At 40.7% G+C, this 17,700-nt stretch carries 12 protein-coding genes and 1 other annotated feature; all 12 genes read right to left on the reverse strand.

Annotated features, from left to right (window positions below; genetic code table 11):
• Window positions 1-209: 209 nt before the first annotated feature.
• On the reverse strand, window positions 210-1,580 hold the full coding sequence (gene zwf / locus ACTQX6_RS12080) for a glucose-6-phosphate dehydrogenase (RefSeq protein ID WP_294686566.1): 1,371 nt from the start codon (window positions 1,578-1,580) through the stop codon (window positions 210-212).
• 3 nt (window positions 1,581-1,583) lie between these two features.
• Window positions 1,584-2,939, reverse strand: a complete 1,356-nt coding sequence (gndA, locus tag ACTQX6_RS12085; protein ID WP_117447256.1) for an NADP-dependent phosphogluconate dehydrogenase — start codon at window positions 2,937-2,939, stop codon at window positions 1,584-1,586.
• Complete coding sequence (locus ACTQX6_RS12090; RefSeq protein ID WP_294686570.1) at window positions 2,936-3,856, reverse strand: beta-propeller fold lactonase family protein; 921 nt, start codon at window positions 3,854-3,856, stop codon at window positions 2,936-2,938. The genes gndA and ACTQX6_RS12090 overlap by 4 nt, the downstream gene beginning before the upstream one ends.
• A gap of 129 nt (window positions 3,857-3,985) precedes the next feature.
• On the reverse strand, window positions 3,986-6,109 hold the full coding sequence (ppk1, locus tag ACTQX6_RS12095) for a polyphosphate kinase 1 (protein ID WP_294686573.1): 2,124 nt from the start codon (window positions 6,107-6,109) through the stop codon (window positions 3,986-3,988).
• Between the two features lie 3 nt (window positions 6,110-6,112).
• Complete coding sequence (locus ACTQX6_RS12100) at window positions 6,113-7,015, reverse strand: Ppx/GppA phosphatase family protein (protein WP_294686575.1); 903 nt, start codon at window positions 7,013-7,015, stop codon at window positions 6,113-6,115.
• A gap of 140 nt (window positions 7,016-7,155) precedes the next feature.
• Window positions 7,156-8,085, reverse strand: coding sequence for an ABC transporter ATP-binding protein (locus tag ACTQX6_RS12105; RefSeq protein WP_294686576.1), 930 nt, complete (start codon window positions 8,083-8,085; stop codon window positions 7,156-7,158).
• The gene (locus ACTQX6_RS12110) at window positions 8,054-9,175 is read right to left on the reverse strand and encodes an ABC transporter ATP-binding protein (RefSeq protein WP_167698851.1); all 1,122 of its coding nucleotides are present in this window, start codon (window positions 9,173-9,175) and stop codon (window positions 8,054-8,056) included. The genes ACTQX6_RS12105 and ACTQX6_RS12110 overlap by 32 nt, the downstream gene beginning before the upstream one ends.
• Before the next feature lie 4 nt (window positions 9,176-9,179).
• Entirely contained in the window at window positions 9,180-10,124 is a 945-nt protein-coding gene (locus tag ACTQX6_RS12115) for an ABC transporter permease (RefSeq protein WP_294686578.1), read from the reverse strand.
• Window position 10,125: 1 nt separating this feature from the next.
• Window positions 10,126-11,070, reverse strand: coding sequence for an ABC transporter permease (locus ACTQX6_RS12120; RefSeq protein ID WP_022789629.1), 945 nt, complete (start codon window positions 11,068-11,070; stop codon window positions 10,126-10,128).
• Between the two features lie 84 nt (window positions 11,071-11,154).
• Window positions 11,155-12,780, reverse strand: coding sequence for a peptide ABC transporter substrate-binding protein (locus ACTQX6_RS12125; RefSeq protein WP_294686584.1), 1,626 nt, complete (start codon window positions 12,778-12,780; stop codon window positions 11,155-11,157).
• Window positions 12,781-13,018: 238 nt separating this feature from the next.
• Entirely contained in the window at window positions 13,019-14,644 is a 1,626-nt protein-coding gene (locus tag ACTQX6_RS12130) for a peptide ABC transporter substrate-binding protein (protein ID WP_117447250.1), read from the reverse strand.
• 233 nt (window positions 14,645-14,877) lie between these two features.
• The gene (gene leuS, locus ACTQX6_RS12135; protein WP_294686587.1) at window positions 14,878-17,274 is read right to left on the reverse strand and encodes a leucine--tRNA ligase; all 2,397 of its coding nucleotides are present in this window, start codon (window positions 17,272-17,274) and stop codon (window positions 14,878-14,880) included.
• A 35-nt stretch (window positions 17,275-17,309) separates the two neighbouring features.
• Window positions 17,310-17,508, reverse strand: a binding site (T-box leader).
• Window positions 17,509-17,700: the final 192 nt, after the last annotated feature.

A 17,700-nucleotide genomic window follows, 5' to 3' on the forward strand; every position in this document is an offset into this window, starting at 1 on the left:
CTTTTACCGAAATTGACGTTTCCTTTTTCTTTCAGGTTTGTTCTTGTTCAGTTTTCAAAGATCTCGCTCAGCGCTTTCCCGCGCCGTGCTCAGTTATATTACCAAATCCACTCCCTTCCGTCAACATCTTTTTTCACTTTTTTTATCTTTTTTTAAACAAATCTTGAAATCTCCTTTATATAAAGGAGATTTCAGATAAAAATTATTTATTAAATTTTACAGATAAATGGTTTTTCTATACATTCTACGATTTCTGAAGTTAATCCACCTTCTGGTCCCAGTGAATTTTTTTCATAAAGGATCGGTTTCGGCTTCTTTCTGATCAATTCATCCATAAATTTCCAGCTTGTTACAATCTGATCCCAATGACTAAACCAACTGCCGTCTTCTTGCATGATCGACATCAACATCCATTCATAGGCTTCCGGTGTATTGATTCGATTCTGCATCTGACAGTTTTGACAAAAATCCATGGTTGCTTCTGAGATTTTATCCGATTTGCCCGGTGTTTTAATATTAAAAGAAATTTCCACTCCCTCTTTTGGCTGAACCTGGATCGTCAAAACATTTGGCTTTTGCCCCGAATATGGACTTTTAAAAACGATCTGGATTGCGGTATCCCGATACATCATTTCCTTACCGGTGATGATATGAAAAGGTACACCTTGAAACCGGGAAGTCTCCACACCCACACTAAAACGAGCGAAGGTTTCGGTCTGACTCTTTGGATCGATATCTTTTTCATCCAGATAACCTCGATACTGCCCCATGATCATGGAATCTTCCAAAAGATTTAATGAGTGTAAAACGACACTCTGCTGTAAAGATAGCGTATGAAGATCGTGTGGATTATCGACCGCAACGATACTCAATAGCTGCAAAAGATGGTTTTGTGCCATATCACGTAAAGCACCGGCCTTATCATAATATGAGCCACGGTTTTCCACCCCTACCTGTTCTAAGGCAAAAATATTCACATGATCGATGTACCGATTGTTCCAAACAGCATCAAAAATCGGATTCTCACAACGAATCGTTAATATATTACGCACCATATCTTTTCCAAGATAATGGTCGATACGATAGATGTTTTCCTCATCAAAATAACGAGTGACTTTTCGCTGCAGCTTCGTAGCCGATAGAAGATCTGTTCCAAAAGGCTTTTCCATGACAAGACGTACATTGAAAAGATTGATTTGATGAATACCTTCTACGATTGGATCAAAGAACTGTGGTGATACCGCCATGTAACATACATGGACCTGCGCTTCACTTTTTGAGACATAGTCCTTTAAAATCGCATAATCATCCAAAGCAGATAAATTCATCTTTAAATACTGAATCTGCTGAATGAATTCTAAAAATTTATCTTCTTCTACTTTAAAACGGGCAAATTCCTTTACCCATAGTTCCATTTTGCGAATATAGTCTGTCTTGGTCCAGTCTCTTCGGCCTATGATCAAAATTTCATCTTGTTTTGTCAGCTTTTTTGAAACAAAGAGATTGTAGAAAGCGGGTAAAAGCTTTCGATATGTCAAATCGCCTGTACCACCAAAAATAATAAATCGATTCTGTACCATAGATTACTCCCAGTGATGATGGAATACGCCTTCTTTATCCACTCTTTTAAATGTATGGGCGCCAAAGAAATCACGTTGTGCCTGAATTAAATTAGCTCCTAACGCAACCTGCTGCATCGGTATGATATACGTTAGAGCAGCTGTGAATAAAGGCATGCTGATATCATGAAGCAAGCCGGTAGTGACGATCGTTTTTAAAGCCGGAAGATGGGCAATCGCCATTTCTTCAAAATCATCAAACAAGCTGGCATCCGGTCCCAAACGACCAAAAGTATCTCGTATATATTCGAGTAAATTGGCTTGAATGATACAACCTGCTCTAAAGATGCTGGCGATTTTAGAAAGGTTCAAATCCCATCCATAGCGTTTTGATGCATCACTATACAGCCTAAAACCTTGTTCATAGGCTACAACACGCGCTAAAAAATAAGCCTGACGAAGCTGTTCAGTATCTAATTCAATGTGCGATTGCACTTTTGGAAAGCGATGACGCAATTCTTCATCATTTGAAGTCAGGCGAGCCATATAAGCTCCATGAATCAAAGAAACATTAATATCCTGTACCAAAGCACATTGGCTGGTCCATTTTCCGGTTCCTTTATTGCTGGAGGCATCTACGATCAGATCAACCAAATCCTTTTGCGTATCCGGATCTTTTTCACGAAGAATCTTTATCGTGATGCTCAATAAATAGCTTTCCAAGGGTCCCTGGTTCCAACTTTCCAGAACATCACTGATCGATTGATTGCTCATACCGGCGGCCTTCATGGCAATATATGCTTCTACGATCAACTGCATATCTGCATATTCTATACCGTTATGTACCATTTTTACATAATGTCCTGAACCTTCCGGTCCTATGTATGTGCAACAAGGCTCTCCATCTTTTTGTGCCGCAATCGTCTCCAGGATAAAAGCAACCTGATCATAGGCTTCCTTTGAACCACTTGGCATGATACTAGGCCCATGAAGTGCGCCCATTTCACCTCCGGAAACACCAACGGCTAAATAGTGTACACCCAGTTTTTCCAATCGTTTGCCTCTTCGAGCATCGTCTTCAAAATAAGAATTGCCGGCATCCATAACGATATCTCCAGCCTCTACAAAAGGTTCCAGCTGATCGATCATCGCATCCACCACAGGACCTGCCGGTACCATCATAAAAATCTTACGTGGTTTCTCTAAAGATTCGATCGCATCTTTTAATTCTTTATAACCGATAAAATTCTCTTTTCCCTGCATCGTTTCCGTAACCGCATAGGTACGATTATAGCCGGCCACACGAAATCCATGATTCATCATATTTTGTGCAATGGCTTTCCCCATCACACCTAATCCAATTACCGCAATCTGATTCATTCTTTTTCCTCCCAAATTACACAAACACCTTCCGGTGCTTTTTGATGGGCCAGACGCTTGGTCAAATACCCATTTTGATCTCTTTTTAATACCGCAACCTCATCATCATCCTTATGCACCACAAGCAAAGAATTTTCCCCTAAAACAAAATCTCTGGGATGAATGCCCATGCTGGAAACAACTTGTTCCAAATGCATTTGTCCTTCATGTACCGATACTACGGAAATCACATCACTAAAACGTGTCGATACATAGATTTTTTCGTTTTCATACGCAATAGCAGCCGTACCTTTGGTATCTTTTTTAGAAACCAGAAGTTCTTCCCGGGAAACTACCTGTCGAGTATCTACATCGATCGCATACAGAACATTGGATAATTCACCACATATATAATAATAGTGATCTACTAAGACCGCATGTCTTGGTCCTGAGCCTTTTTCCATATTAATGCGTCCGACCTCATAGAGATCAAAATTTAAAATCACGATTTGATCCAACATTAGACAAGGCACCCACAGATACCCGTTCACTTCTAAAATATGATGCGAGCCCGCCTTATCCTGAATACGAATCTGGTGCTTTAATGTCAATTGATTTCCATCCCATTCCAGACAAGAAACAACACCTGTATGATAATTTACTGTATAAATATGATCTTGAATCACCCCAACATAACAAGATGGACTTTCTTCATAGACAAGCTGAGCAATCTGGTTGCCTTGGCCATCCACATAGATCAGACCACCCTTTCCCTCCAGTTTTGCAACAGCTAATATACCGCCTTGAAAGGATGTCAGATACTTAGGATCCTGACAGGGATAAAACAGCTCCGGTGTAGAAAGCTTGTTTCCATCCCACTCAAAGGAATAAATCCCTTTCGATCGACTTGTTGTATATGTTCCAATATAACCTTTCATGAATATGAAACCTCCTGGCTTCAGTATAAAGGAAGCTCTCTTTGAAAGGCTATTGATATGCACAAAAAAAGGAGGCATTTTTCATGCACTCCTTATATCCATCCTTATGCTTACTTTACATATTAGTCATTACGCTCCCTGAAACCAGTGTTTGAGTTTATCCAGCCAGGAAATTCCTTCCTCACCGGGAAGTTGATCCGCTTCTTCTACGGCCTTCTGCATACAATATTCCTGGGCGATAAATGGATCGCCGCTTGTATCCATCTTCACATATTCTCCATTGCCGCACAGCTTTCGCGTCTTGACATTATCTCTCAAAAGAATATTAAAATACTCTAACAGTTCCTGTTTTAAATTTTCATCTTCGATCGGACAACCGATCTCCACACGTTTTTCGGTATTTCGTGTCATAAAATCTGCGCTGGAAATATAGACCTTTTGCTGGTTACCACATCCAAAACAATAAATTCGGGAATGCTCTAAAAAACGCCCCACAATACTGTAGATTTCGATATTGTCCGTAAACCCCTTTAAATTTGGTAATATACAACAAATACCGCGAATGACCATTTTGATCTTAACACCGGCAGCAGAAGCCTCCTGCAGTTTTTTGATGATATCCAGATCGGTCAAAGAATTCATTTTCAACAAGATCTGTGCCTCTTTTTGCACTTTGGCTTGTTGAATCTGTTCATCCATCAACGCCAGACAAGTCTGCTTTAATGAATGAGGTGAAACGATCAGATGATCATATTCTCCCTCTAAATTGGATAACGACATATTTTGAAAGAATGTGATCGCATCTTTTCCAATAGAAGGTTTGGCGGTGATATACGAAATATCCGTGTACATCTTGCTCGTTTTTTCGTTGTAGTTTCCGGTACCGATCTGCGTAATCGTCTTCCATTCTCCCTTTTTATTTTGTAAGGTGATCATACAGATCTTGGAATGCACCTTATAATTTTCAAAGCCGTAGATGACCGTACATCCAGCCTCTTCCAACAGCTCGGCAGCTTCAATATTATGTTTTTCATCAAATCGTGCTCTTAGCTCCATTAAAGCAGTGACTTCTTTTCCATTTTCGGCAGCTCTTGCCAGGTAACGCACGATACGAGAATGATTGGCCAAACGATAAATCGTAATCTTGATCGACTTAACCTCCGGATTTTCCGCTGCCTCTTTCAACAACAATAAAAACGGCTCCATATCATGAAATGGGTAAAACAATAAGGCATCATGATCTAATGCCTGATCTATGATGGGTTTATTTAGACGCAGGTACTTATTTGGCTGTGGTGTAAACGGCTTATACAACAAAGGTGTTGTTTTTACGCTCGGCGCCTGGTCAATCACATCATAAACATGATTCATTTCCAGTGGTGTCTTGGATACAAAGACCTGATTCTTTTTTAAATGCAGCTCGTCACATAAGTAAGTAACCACACTTTCCGTAGCTTCTTTATATAACTCTAAACGAATCGGTGCCAATCGTCCTCTTTTCTTTAAGATTTTTTTCATATATTGACGATAATCTTCGTCTTCATCAATTTCTTTTTCATCCAGATTGATATCCGCATTTCGTGTTACACGAATGATTGTCTTGGAAACAATAGTGCTTTGTGAAAAAAGCTTTTCTACATTATGCAGGATGATCTGCTCCAAAAGCATGTAATTTCCATCCGTATCCGGTACATAAACGATGCGTTTTAAAAAGTTGGGAACCGGAATGATACCGCGCATGATCGTATCGTTTTCCTTGACTTCCACAAATATATACAGCGCTTTATTCATCAAATGAGGAAACGGATGATGTGTATCGATGATCTGCGGGCTTAATACCGGAAAAATCTGCACATCAAAATATTGATGAATAAACTTCAACTGTTTCTTTGTCAGCTGTTTTTTAGTCAAACTGGAAATATGAATCGACTCCAGTGTAGAATTAATGTTCTTGATGATGCCATCGCGCATTCCGTAAAGCTTATGTGCTTCTTCATAGATCGCATCCAGCTGCTGGACCGGTGTCATTCCGCTCTTTTTATCGATTTGTTGCCCATTGACTAAAGATAAATCATACAGACTGCCACAACGCACCATGAAAAACTCATCGAGATTGCTGGTAAATATAGCCAGAAACTTCACCCGTTCCAATAACGGAACTCTGGGATCGGCTGCTTCCTCCAAAACACGCTGGTTAAATTTCAGCCATGAAAGTTCACGATTTTGTGTAAATGGGTATAGTTTCTTATGCATAATCTACTCTCCTAGTATTTTTTCCATCAAATAACCTTCCCGAACACCGTTGGTCGATACCTGAATGCGTTTTGCCTTGGTATAGCGGGCAATCGCATCAATGATCAACAACCCGGTAAACATCGTATGCACCCGGTCCGGTTTTACCTTTAAAAACAGATGGATCGTCTGTCCGATATCATTTTGCAGCGTCTTGATCAGATTCTTTGACATGCAGGCATCCAATTCATAGACATCGTCTTTGATCCACTTCATCTCCACCAGCAGGGAACGAATTGCACGCATGCTTCCTCCGGTCACTGCCAGATCATCACAGCGAAGAATGCTTTTTTTCTGGTCACAGGCCCTTAATTCTTTTAATAGACGATCCTGTATCATTTTGATCTCACTTTTTGAAGGAATGATATTCGATACATATTTATTAAACAGGTTTAAGGATCCCACCGGAAGACTTGTCACAAAGCCAATCTGTTTTTGATCATAGAGAATGATCTCGCTGCTTCCGCCACCGGTATCCACATAAATTCCACTGTCATAATGTAAGCCATGAATGGCTCCGTGAAAGGAGATCCGTCCTTCCTGTGCTCCACTTAACAAATCAATACGAATCTGACAAAGCGACCATATGGCTTCAATAACCTCCTTCGAGTTATTAATATTACGTAAAGAGGCTGTCGCAAAAGCTGCATAACCATCCAGATGCAGTAAATCCATCATCTCTTTAAAACGATTTAAACAATCCGCCAATCGATGAATGCCTTCGTCGCTCATCTTTTCTTTTTTTACATATTGAACCAATCCGGCTGCTTCCTTTTTCGACAGCAGCAGTTCAAAACTCTCCCCTTTAATTTTGTATATATTTAAGCGAATCGTATTCGATCCAATATCAATAATTCCGTATGTCATAACGGTTCCTTTCCAGACTATTATAAGTCAAATACATTAAATCCATGTAAAAAACACGTAAATATTATACCTCTTTTTTGGTTAGATGCCATTTGAACAAGAAAAAAACTGTGAAGATGAAAGCTCCTCACAGTAAAAAATTATTTTTTTGTCCACTCTTTAAACTCTTCATCTGTAGCCAGTACATAATGTGTTCCATCTACCAGATGTTCCGTTCCTTTGTGATAATCAATACCACTGGTTTTATAATCATACGATGCCGATTTACAATATTTCTCCACTCTGGGATTGGGTTCCGGGATTGCACTCAACAAAGACTTAGTATAAGGATGAATCGGATTGTTGAAGATTTCATCCGTTGTGCCTGTTTCCACCAAGTGACCCAAATGCAAAACACCGATATGATCGGAAATGTATTTGACCATGCTTAAATCATGGGCGATAAATAAATAAGCAGTATTGGTCTTTTTCTGGATTTTCTTCATCAGATTGACGACCTGCGCCTGAATTGATACATCCAATGCCGAGATAGCCTCATCGGCAATCACAAGTTCCGGTCGCATCACTAAAGCACGCGCTATACCAATACGTTGTCTTTGCCCACCGGAAAACTGATGCGGATAACGGTTGGCGTGTTCTTTGGAAAGACCAACCAGTTCCAACATATCATAGACCTTTTGTTCTCTTTCGGCTTGTGAACTGTATTCATGATGAATATCCAAGCCTTCGGCAATGATGTCCATAACCTTACGACGAGGATTTAAACAAGCCATCGGATCTTGAAAGATCATCTGCATCTTGGTTCGAAGCAGCTTAAGTTCTTCCTTAGACATCTTTCCGGAAATATTCTTCCCATTAAAGATAACTTCACCATCTGTTGGCTTATACAAGCGAATGATGCTTCTTCCCGTTGTAGATTTACCGGAACCGGATTCTCCAACCAGTCCATAGGTTTGACCAGGCATGATCTTAAAGGAGATGCCATCGACCGCTTTTACCGTAAATTTACGGCTGACTTTAAAATACTGTTTCAGATTTTTAACTTCCAAGATGGGTTGTGCTTCCGTCATGGTTTAGATCTCCTTTCTGTTTCATCTTATCCAGGCGTTTTCTGAGAGCTTCAGGCATCTCTACTTTTGGTGCATTTGGATGCATCAGCCAGCTGGCAACCTGATGGGAATCAGAGCCTGGCACCTTAAACATCGGCGGATCTTCTCTTAGATCAATATTCAACGCAAATTCATTTCGTGGTGCAAAGGCATCACCTTTGACCTCATGCGCAAGATTTGGCGGTGTGCCCGGTATCGTATATAATTCATCATCGTCGGTATCCAGATCCGGCATTGACGACAATAAGCCCCATGTATATGGATGACGAGGATCATAGAAAATTTCATCGATCGTACCGGTTTCTACAATTTTCCCGGCATACATGACATTGACATAATCCGCTACCTTGGCTACAACACCTAAATCATGTGTAATATAAATAACAGAGAGTTCTTTTTTCTTTTGAATGTCCTGGATCAGCTCCAGGATCTTAGCTTGTATCGTAACGTCCAGAGCAGTTGTCGGCTCATCGCAGATCAACACATAGGGATCACAGCTCAATGCGATCGCAATAACGATACGCTGACGCATACCGCCGGAAAGCTGATGTGGATAATTCTTCATTCGTTTTTTCGCATCTGTGATCCCTACCAACTCTAAAAGCTCTAAAGCTTTGGCGTAGGCTTCCTGTTTTGATTTTTTATAGTGATACATCATCGGCTCCATGATTTGTTTACCGATGGTCATCGTTGGATTTAATGAAGTCATCGGGTCCTGAAACACCATGGCGATCTTACGGCCACGAATTTCAGACTGTAATTCTTTTTCGCTCAACTGACAAATATCGACGGTCTTTGGTTCACCGGTATATTCATCATTCCAGTGATATTCGATGGATCCGGAATCAATGGAACCATTATTAGCCAACAGCCCCATAACCGCTTTTGTCGTAACAGATTTACCGGAACCGGATTCTCCTACGATCGCAATAGTTTCTCCTTTATACAAATCCAAATTCACACCACGAACCGCATGGACTTTACCACCGGTCGTTTTAAATGAGATATTCAGATCACGTATCTTTAAAATTCTTTCTCTATTTTCTTTCATACGATTACATCTCCTTCATCGTTGGATCTAACGCATCGCGTAATCCATCACCGACCAGGTTAAAGCTCAACATCAAAATGGAGAACACCACTACCGGAATGATCATTTGGAACGGATAGATCGTTAAGGTATTAAACCCATCGTTGATCAAAGTACCTAAAGAAGCTTCCGGAATCGGCAATCCCAATCCGACAAATGAAAGATAGGCTTCATAGAAAATCGCATTTGGAATCGACATCATGACCATGATGATCATCTGTGAATAAATATTCGGTAAAATTTCCTTAAAGATAATAAAGAAGCTGCCGGCCCCTAAAGTACGAGAAGCCAGAACAAATTCCTCCTCTTTGGTCTTTAAGACCTGGGCACGAGTAATACGACTCATACCGATCCATTCAGTAAAAGACAGAGCCAGAATAATCGTAAATAAGCTGGACTTCATCACCATCAAAAGGATAGTTAAGATAACTAATGTTGGAATGGAGTTAATAACCTCCTGAATACGCTGCATCACAGAATCCACCTTACCGCCAAAATAGCCGGAGATCATTCCATAGGTCACACCGATGACCACATCGATAAAGATGGCTGCTACTGCCACAAACAAGGAAATTCGTGTTCCCTGCCATAAGCGTACCCATAAGTCACGTCCATAATTATCTGTACCAAACCAGTGTTGGGCCCCTGGTGCAATATTCTGTAAAGAAGTATCGATCGCATCATATTTCCAGCCGGACAACATCGGTGCCACGATCGCAAAGATCGTAATCAATGCGATACAGACGATACCAATTACGGCTCCTTTGTTTCGCACAAACAGACTGACAGAATCCTTCCAGGCAGAACGAGCCGGCATGACTTCATCTTTTTCCAGTTCTTGACTTTCATGCGTAAATTCAAAGTCTTTAGGTTGAAATTTCATTTCTTGTAAAGCTTGCATTTCTGTCATATTACTCATCCTTTCCTAAACGAATTCGTGGATCGATGATTCCATAAGAAACATCAATGACCAACATCATGAGGATATACATAGCAGCATATAAGAAGGCACAGGCCAAGATCACGTTGTAATCGGAAGCCTGAATACTGTTGATCAATAATTTACCTAATCCCGGTACGCTACAGACCTTTTCAACGACCATGGTTCCTGTCATCAAATTGACTAAGATTGGTCCTAAGATCGTAATGATCGGAATCAGAGTATTTCGTAGTGCATGTTTAAAGATAATATCTTTACGGGAAAGTCCTTTTGCCTTTGCCAGCATAATATAATCGGAATTTAACACGGAAATCATCTCTGTACGTGTAAAACGTGCCACATTGGCAATCACGCTCATCGATAAGGCAATGATTGGCATAATGGCCGAATAAATCGGCTGAGCAGAAGAGTACATCGTTGGTAAGATATGAAGATTGCTACCAAAAATGATCAGTATCAACATCGCAAACACAAATGATGGAATAGATACACCGATTACCGATAAAACCGTTGTCAATGTATCCCAGATCGTATTCTTATTCAAGGCAGCTACAACGCCTAAGAAAATTCCTACGATGGTACCTAAGATACAGGCACAAAGTCCTAAAAAGAACGAAATCGGTGCAGCTGTTCCTACTAACGAAGAAACCTGCATGTCTTTATACAAGTTCATGGAAACACCAAAGTCACCCGTCAGCATACCGCCCACATATTTGACAAACTGCTGGGGTAAAGGAAGATTCAAACCATAGCTTGCCTCAATAGCGGCACGTTGTGCCTCACTTAAATGTTCGTTGTTGATAGGAGATCCAGGAAGAAAGCGAACCATGCAGAATAAAACGACAAGGATCACAAATAAAGTGACCAGAGAAATCGCCAAACGCTGCAGTATATAACGAACTGTCGATTTTGACATAATAACCTCCTTTTTCAAAAAATAAACACAATATAGTGTTGAACCATATTGTGTTTATATACTAAAATTCAACTCAAATTCTTACTAAGCTTCTTTTGATACATAGTTGAATGTATATGGTACACCAACCGGACGGAATACCAATCCTTTTACAGACGGATTCTCTAACACTGATGTTCCTTTCTGGAATACCGGAATGTTGACATAATCATTCATGGCCATCTCTTCTGCCTGCAACATCAGATTCCAACGAGTTTCGACATTCGCTTCGGTAGAAATCTGAGCCATAAGTGCGTCATAATCCGCATTTACCCATTTACCATAGTTGTTGACATTATCTGATTTCATCAAGTTCAGATATGTTGTCGCATCTCCGTAATCCGGACCCCAACGTGTACAAGAAATATCAAAATCACCATTGGCCTGTTTTACATAGATACGGTCTTGTTTTGTAGTTGCGACCATTTCAATATTTAAGCCATCCAGTTTGGTAAAGGCATTTTGTAAATACGTAGCCATCGTATCCATTGGACTTTCATCCGTACCATACATCAATTTCAAAGTAATTTCTGATTTACCTAATTCCTGTAAAGCCTGATCCAAAGCGGCCTGTGCTGCTTCTAAATCATAAGTTGTGAAGTCTTTGGCATCGTCACGGAAATCCTGACCATTTGGACCGATTGATAAATCTTCCGGTACAAATCCGTTGGCCTCAATCGAACCATCCTTTAATACATTTGTTGCGAAGTCTTCACGATCAATCGCTAAAGATAGAGCCTTACGCAAATTCAAATTTTGCAGATCGGTATTTTGGAAGTTTGGTTGCAGATAGAACAAATACCCTTCCTTAAAGGTAATAAAGGCATCATCATCTTTATACTGATCTACCAGATCCGAGTTGATTGGTGCAAAATCATTGCTGCCACTGTCAAAGTTCTGTGCCGCAACTGTAGGTTCCTGTACCAGGTTCATCACTAATTTATCCAGTTTAACCTGATCGGCATTCCAGTAATCTTCATTCTTCACAAAAGTTGCCGTTGAACCTGGTGTCCAAGATTCCATCACGAAAGCACCATTGGAAAGAATAGCTTCCGCACTCTTGGCATATCCATCACCCTGCTCTTCCGCAAATTTTTCGTTAATTGGGTAATAACAAGGGAATGTCATCAACTCTTCAAAATAGGATACCGGACTTGTTAAAGTCACAACCAATGTTTTATCATCTTCGGCTTTGGCTCCCAAAGTGTCCAAATCTTCCTGTGTCAGCTCTTCACCGTTTCCTGTTTTGGCAATTAATTCATCAGCACCGGTAATGTGTGCACCATCGGATCCCATCATATATGCATAATTTCCAACGTTTTTAATGATACGCTGCCAGGCATACACGAAGTCCTGTGCTGTAACCGATTCTCCATTAGACCATTTGGCATCACGCAGCTTGAACGTATGTGTCAAACCATCATCGCTCACCGTGTGTTCTTCGGCAATGGCATTGGCGATGTTTCCATCTTCATCCAGGCCCATCAAACCATCGATGACCGCATGCATAGCGTTAAAAGACGTTCCGTCATCTGCATCACAAGAATCTAAGTTCTTGATATCCAGTTCACTGGCAAATGTAAACGTATTGGCTCCGCCAGAACCGGATCCACAGGCAGCTAATGACAAGGCCATTGTCCCAGCCATCAGTACCGACAATAATTTTTTCATATCGAACCCTCCTAAGTTGTGTTCATTCTGTGAACATGTGTATATATTAGAATACAATTTAATTTTTTACAAGCATAAATTGAAATTATTTTCATATGTTTCCTATTTTATGAAAAACCTTTCAAATAATTTTCATAATTCATGAACGTTTTTCAATTAAATGTCTATACATTCGATACACAACCTAAAGTAAGTTTGCTATGTCCAATATGGAGAGTTCAAATATATTTTTATGCGTCTAGCCCTCTTTATATACATATTTGAAAGTAAACGGCGTTCCGACCTGCTGGTTGACCAGATCTTTTACTTTTGGGTTCAATAAAGCCGTATTTCCTTTTTGGAATACAGGGATGTTGGCATAATCGTTCATAGCAAGCTCTTCAGCCTGCAACATCAGATCCCAGCGCTTTTGAACATCCAATTCTGTATTGACCTGATTCAACAATGCATCATATTGTTCATTGGACCATTTTCCATAGTTATTTTGGTTACCGGTCTTCATTAAGTACAAATACGTTGTCGGATCCCCATAGTCCGGTCCCCATCTTGTACAAGCCAGATCAAAGTCACCATTGGCTTCTTTATTGTAGATACGATCCTGTTTGGTCGTGGCAACCATTTCAATATTTAAACCATCCAGCTTTGTAAAGGCATTTTGTAAATACGTTGCCATCGTATCCATTGGGCTTTCATCGGTTCCATACAACAAACGCAAGGTCACTTCGGATTTACCTAATTCTTGTAATGCTTGATTCAAAGCTTCCTGTGCCGCATTGGCATCATAAGTTGTAAAATCTTTGGCATCTTCTCGGAAATCTTCCCCATTTGGACCTTTTGACAAATCTTCCGGCACAAAGCCATTGGCTTCAATCGAACCATCCTTTAAAACATTCTGGGCAAAATCCTCACGATCGATGGCCAGTGATAACGCTTTTCGCAAATTCTGATTCTGTAAATCGGCATTTTGTAGATTTGGCATTACATAAAATAAGAATCCGCTTTTTACATTCCAGAACGCATCGTTATCTTTGTATTTATCCACTAAATCCGAATCGATAGGTGCATAATCATTGTTACCACTATCAAAGTTTTGTGCAGCTACCGTTGGCTCCTGTACCAAATTCATGACCAGCTTATCCAGTTTTACAGAATCGGCATCCCAATAATCCTCATTCTTTGTAAAGACGGCTTTAGAACCCGGCTCCCAGGATTCCATGACAAAGGCACCGTTTGAAAGAATCGCATCGGCACTCTTTCCATAGTTTTGTCCCTGTTCTTCCGTAAACTTTTCATTTTGTGGGAAATAACACGGGAATGTCATCAACTCCTCAAAATAAGATACCGGACTGGTTAGTGTCACCACCAGGGTTTGGTCATCCACAGCTTTAGCACCTAATGTATCCAGATCTTCCTGTGTCAGTTCGCTGCCAGCTTCATTTTTTGCCATCAGCTCATCCGCACCAACTAAATGAGCTCCATCCGATCCCATCATATACGCATAGTTCCCTGATTTTTTCAGGATACGCTGCCAGGCATACACAAAATCTTGTGCTTTTACCGGATCACCGTTTGACCACTTGGCATTCCGCAAAACAAAGGTATGAGTTAAACCATCATCACTTACCGTATGTTCTTTGGCAATGCCATAAGTCACCTTGCCATCCTTATCAACATCCATCAAGCCATCAATGACCGCATGCATCGCATTAAAAGACATACCATCATCGGCATCACTGGAATCTAAATTTTTAATATCCAGTTCATTCGCAAATGTAAATGTGTTGGCATTATCCCCGCCAGAACCACAAGCCGCTAAAGATAAAGCCATGGTTCCTGCCATCAATACCGATACCAGCTTTTTCATAGAAATCCACCCTTTCCTTGGCACCTTTTTACCTGTGCTTTTTCATCTTATGACCATTTTGCAACCTTGGTCATAAAGATTTAAAAAATTGATCGTTCGCATACAACGAACAATTGTCTATATATTAAGACAGATTTTCATTTTTTGCAAGAAATTTACATATATTTTTTCATAATTTATATTTGTTTCATATGCTTTTTCATAAAAAAAGCTGCACCGAAGTGCAGCCTGCGTTAATTCGCAACAATATTTACAACTTTTCCTTTAACCACAATAACCTTACGAACAGTTTTTCCTTCCAGCTGATGTTGTACATTTTCCAGCTGTAATGCTTGTTCCTGGATCTTGGCTTCTTCGGCATCGGCAGCCGCTTCAAACTTACCGCGCACCTTACCATTGACCTGTACCACAATTGTTACAGTCTTATCCACTAACATAGCTTCGTCATATGTCGGCCATGGCTCATAAGTGATGGAATCTTTCTGGTCAAAGATCGTTGCCCACAGCTCTTCTCCTAAATGTGGGGCAAAGCAGGCAAACATCTTTAAGAAACCAATCGCATAAGGGCGATAGATCGTTTTTGTCTTGTAACATTCATTGATGAAGATCATCATTTGAGAAATCGCTGTATTAAAGTTTAACGTATCGATATCATTTGTCAATTTCTTGACAGTCGCATGGTAAACACGATCTAAACGATGATCGTTTTCTTCGGTGAATTCTGCCACCTCTGTATAGAAACGATTGACACGCTCCAACCATTTACGCGTTCCATCCAGCCCGGTCGTTGACCAAGGTAAAGCCGCTTCCAATGGTCCCATAAACATCTCATATACACGCAAAGCATCCGCTCCATGACTGGCCACGATTTCATCCGGATTGATGACATTGCCACGTGATTTTGACATCTTTTCACCGTTAGAGCCTAAGATCATACCTTGATGGAACAATTTCTGGAACGGTTCTTTTGACTTCACAACACCACAATCATAAAGTACCTTATGCCAGAAGCGCGCATATAATAGGTGCAATACCGCATGTTCTGCACCACCGACATACAAATCAACCGGTAACCAGTGCTCCAGCAGCTTTGGATCCCCGATGGCTTTATCGTTTTTTGGATCAATATAGCGAATATAATACCAGCAGCTTCCAGCCCACTGTGGCATCGTATTGGTTTCTCTGGTTCCCTTAACACCATCAATCTCAACCGATAACCAGTCGGTACAATGTGCCAACGGACTTTCACCGGTATCGCTTGGTTTAAAGTTTGTCGTTGCCGGCAGTTCTAACGGCAGCTCATCCACATCTACAGTACGCATGGTTCCATCTTCCATATGAACGATCGGAATCGGTTCGCCCCAGTAACGCTGACGAGAGAACAACCAGTCTCTTAACTTGTAAGTAACCTTGGCTTCCCCAACCTTGTTTTCTTCCAGCCACTGAATCATTTTCGCAATGGCCTCTTCCTTGTTTAGACCATTCAGCCATTCTGAATTGATATGTACGCCATCTCCGGTAAAGGCTTCTTCTTCGATGTTTCCACCTTCCAGTACCGGAATGATCTCTATACCAAATTTCTTGGCAAATTCATAGTCGCGTGTATCATGTGCCGGAACCGCCATGATCGCACCGGTTCCATAACTGGCTAATACATAATCACTGATCCAGATTGGCACTTTTTTACCATTGACCGGATTGATCGCATACGCTCCGGTAAATACACCGGTCTTATCCTTGTTCAAATCTGTTCTTTCCAGATCGGATTTTGTCTGACATAGCTTTTGGTAGGCTTCAACGGCTTCCTTTTGTTCCGGAGTCGTAATATCGGATACAAACGGATGCTCCGGTGCCATAACACAATACGTAGCCCCAAACAAAGTATCACAACGCGTTGTAAAGACCGTAAATTCTTTATCATGGCCATCAATCTTAAAGATGACATTGGCCCCCTGCGATTTACCGATCCAGTTTCTCTGCATCTCTTTAGTGGAAGTCGGCCAATCCACTTCATCCAGATCTTTCAACAATCTTTCTGCATAGGCTGTAATCTTTAATACCCATTGACGCATCGGTTTACGGATGACCGGATAGCCACCTCTTTCACTTTTGCCGTCAATAACTTCTTCGTTGGCCAAAACCGTTTTTAACTCCGGACACCAGTTGACCGGAATTTCATCAACATATGCCAACCCTTTTTTATACAGCTGTGTAAAGATCCACTGTGTCCATTTGTAGTATGATGGATCAGCTGTACTGATTTCGAGATCCCAATCATAACTGAATCCCAAAGACTGAATCTGCTCTCTAAAATGATTGATGTTTTTCTTGGTAAATTCAGCCGGATGATGCCCTGTCTGTAAGGCAAACTGCTCTGCCGGAAGACCAAAGGCATCCCATCCCATCGGGTGCAGAACATTATACCCCTCCATACGTTTTTTACGGGCAATGATATCGGTTGCGGTATATCCCTCCGGATGTCCTACATGAAGACCATTTCCACTCGGATACGGAAACATATCCAGTACATAATATTTAGGCTTGGAAAAATCGGAAGTATCACAACGGAATGTCTTTTCTTCCAGCCATCGCTTTTGCCATTTCTTTTCAATGGACTGATGATCGTACATCTCTTTTCTCCTCCTTCAATAAAAAAACGCCCTCTTCTAAGGACGTTAAAAGACGCGGTACCACCTTAGTTCACAGAAACGATCTGTGCCCTCTTTTTTTCTTTATCGCAGAAACTACGGATAACATTACTTATCAGCTCCTTAGCGAGTTCAAAGATACGATCCACTGCTTTTCACCAGCCAGCAGCTCTCTAAACGACTTTCTCTTCTACTACTCTAATTCATCGCTTTTACGCTTTGAATCATATCATTATTTCATTTTGTAAGTCAACCTTCATTTCCGGTCTAGAAAACACTTCAAACAACTTTTTAAAATTTTTTCGCTAAATTCAACTAAAAAGTTGATGTAGAGAATTAAAAACGATGTTTTTTAGTTTTGATACAGTGTAAACACATCAATTGGCAGCTCAAAAGAACATATGTCTT

Source organism: Faecalicoccus sp. LCP19S3_E2, from assembly GCF_052121255.1.
GTDB lineage: Bacteria > Bacillota_I > Bacilli_A > Erysipelotrichales > Erysipelotrichaceae > Faecalicoccus.

Bases quoted from the DNA above. Each gene is read 5' to 3' on its own strand.
- zwf (WP_294686566.1), bottom strand. From the start codon at position 1,580: ATGGTACAGAATCGATTTATTATTTTTGGTGGTACAGGCGATTTGACA.
- gndA (WP_117447256.1), bottom strand. From the start codon at position 2,939: ATGAATCAGATTGCGGTAATTGGATTAGGTGTGATGGGGAAAGCCATT.
- ACTQX6_RS12090 (WP_294686570.1), bottom strand. From the start codon at position 3,856: ATGAAAGGTTATATTGGAACATATACAACAAGTCGATCGAAAGGGATT.
- ppk1 (WP_294686573.1), bottom strand. From the start codon at position 6,109: ATGCATAAGAAACTATACCCATTTACACAAAATCGTGAACTTTCATGG.
- ACTQX6_RS12100 (WP_294686575.1), bottom strand. From the start codon at position 7,015: ATGACATACGGAATTATTGATATTGGATCGAATACGATTCGCTTAAAT.
- ACTQX6_RS12105 (WP_294686576.1), bottom strand. From the start codon at position 8,085: ATGACGGAAGCACAACCCATCTTGGAAGTTAAAAATCTGAAACAGTAT.
- ACTQX6_RS12110 (WP_167698851.1), bottom strand. From the start codon at position 9,175: ATGAAAGAAAATAGAGAAAGAATTTTAAAGATACGTGATCTGAATATC.
- ACTQX6_RS12115 (WP_294686578.1), bottom strand. From the start codon at position 10,124: ATGACAGAAATGCAAGCTTTACAAGAAATGAAATTTCAACCTAAAGAC.
- ACTQX6_RS12120 (WP_022789629.1), bottom strand. From the start codon at position 11,070: ATGTCAAAATCGACAGTTCGTTATATACTGCAGCGTTTGGCGATTTCT.
- ACTQX6_RS12125 (WP_294686584.1), bottom strand. From the start codon at position 12,780: ATGAAAAAATTATTGTCGGTACTGATGGCTGGGACAATGGCCTTGTCA.
- ACTQX6_RS12130 (WP_117447250.1), bottom strand. From the start codon at position 14,644: ATGAAAAAGCTGGTATCGGTATTGATGGCAGGAACCATGGCTTTATCT.
- leuS (WP_294686587.1), bottom strand. From the start codon at position 17,274: ATGTACGATCATCAGTCCATTGAAAAGAAATGGCAAAAGCGATGGCTG.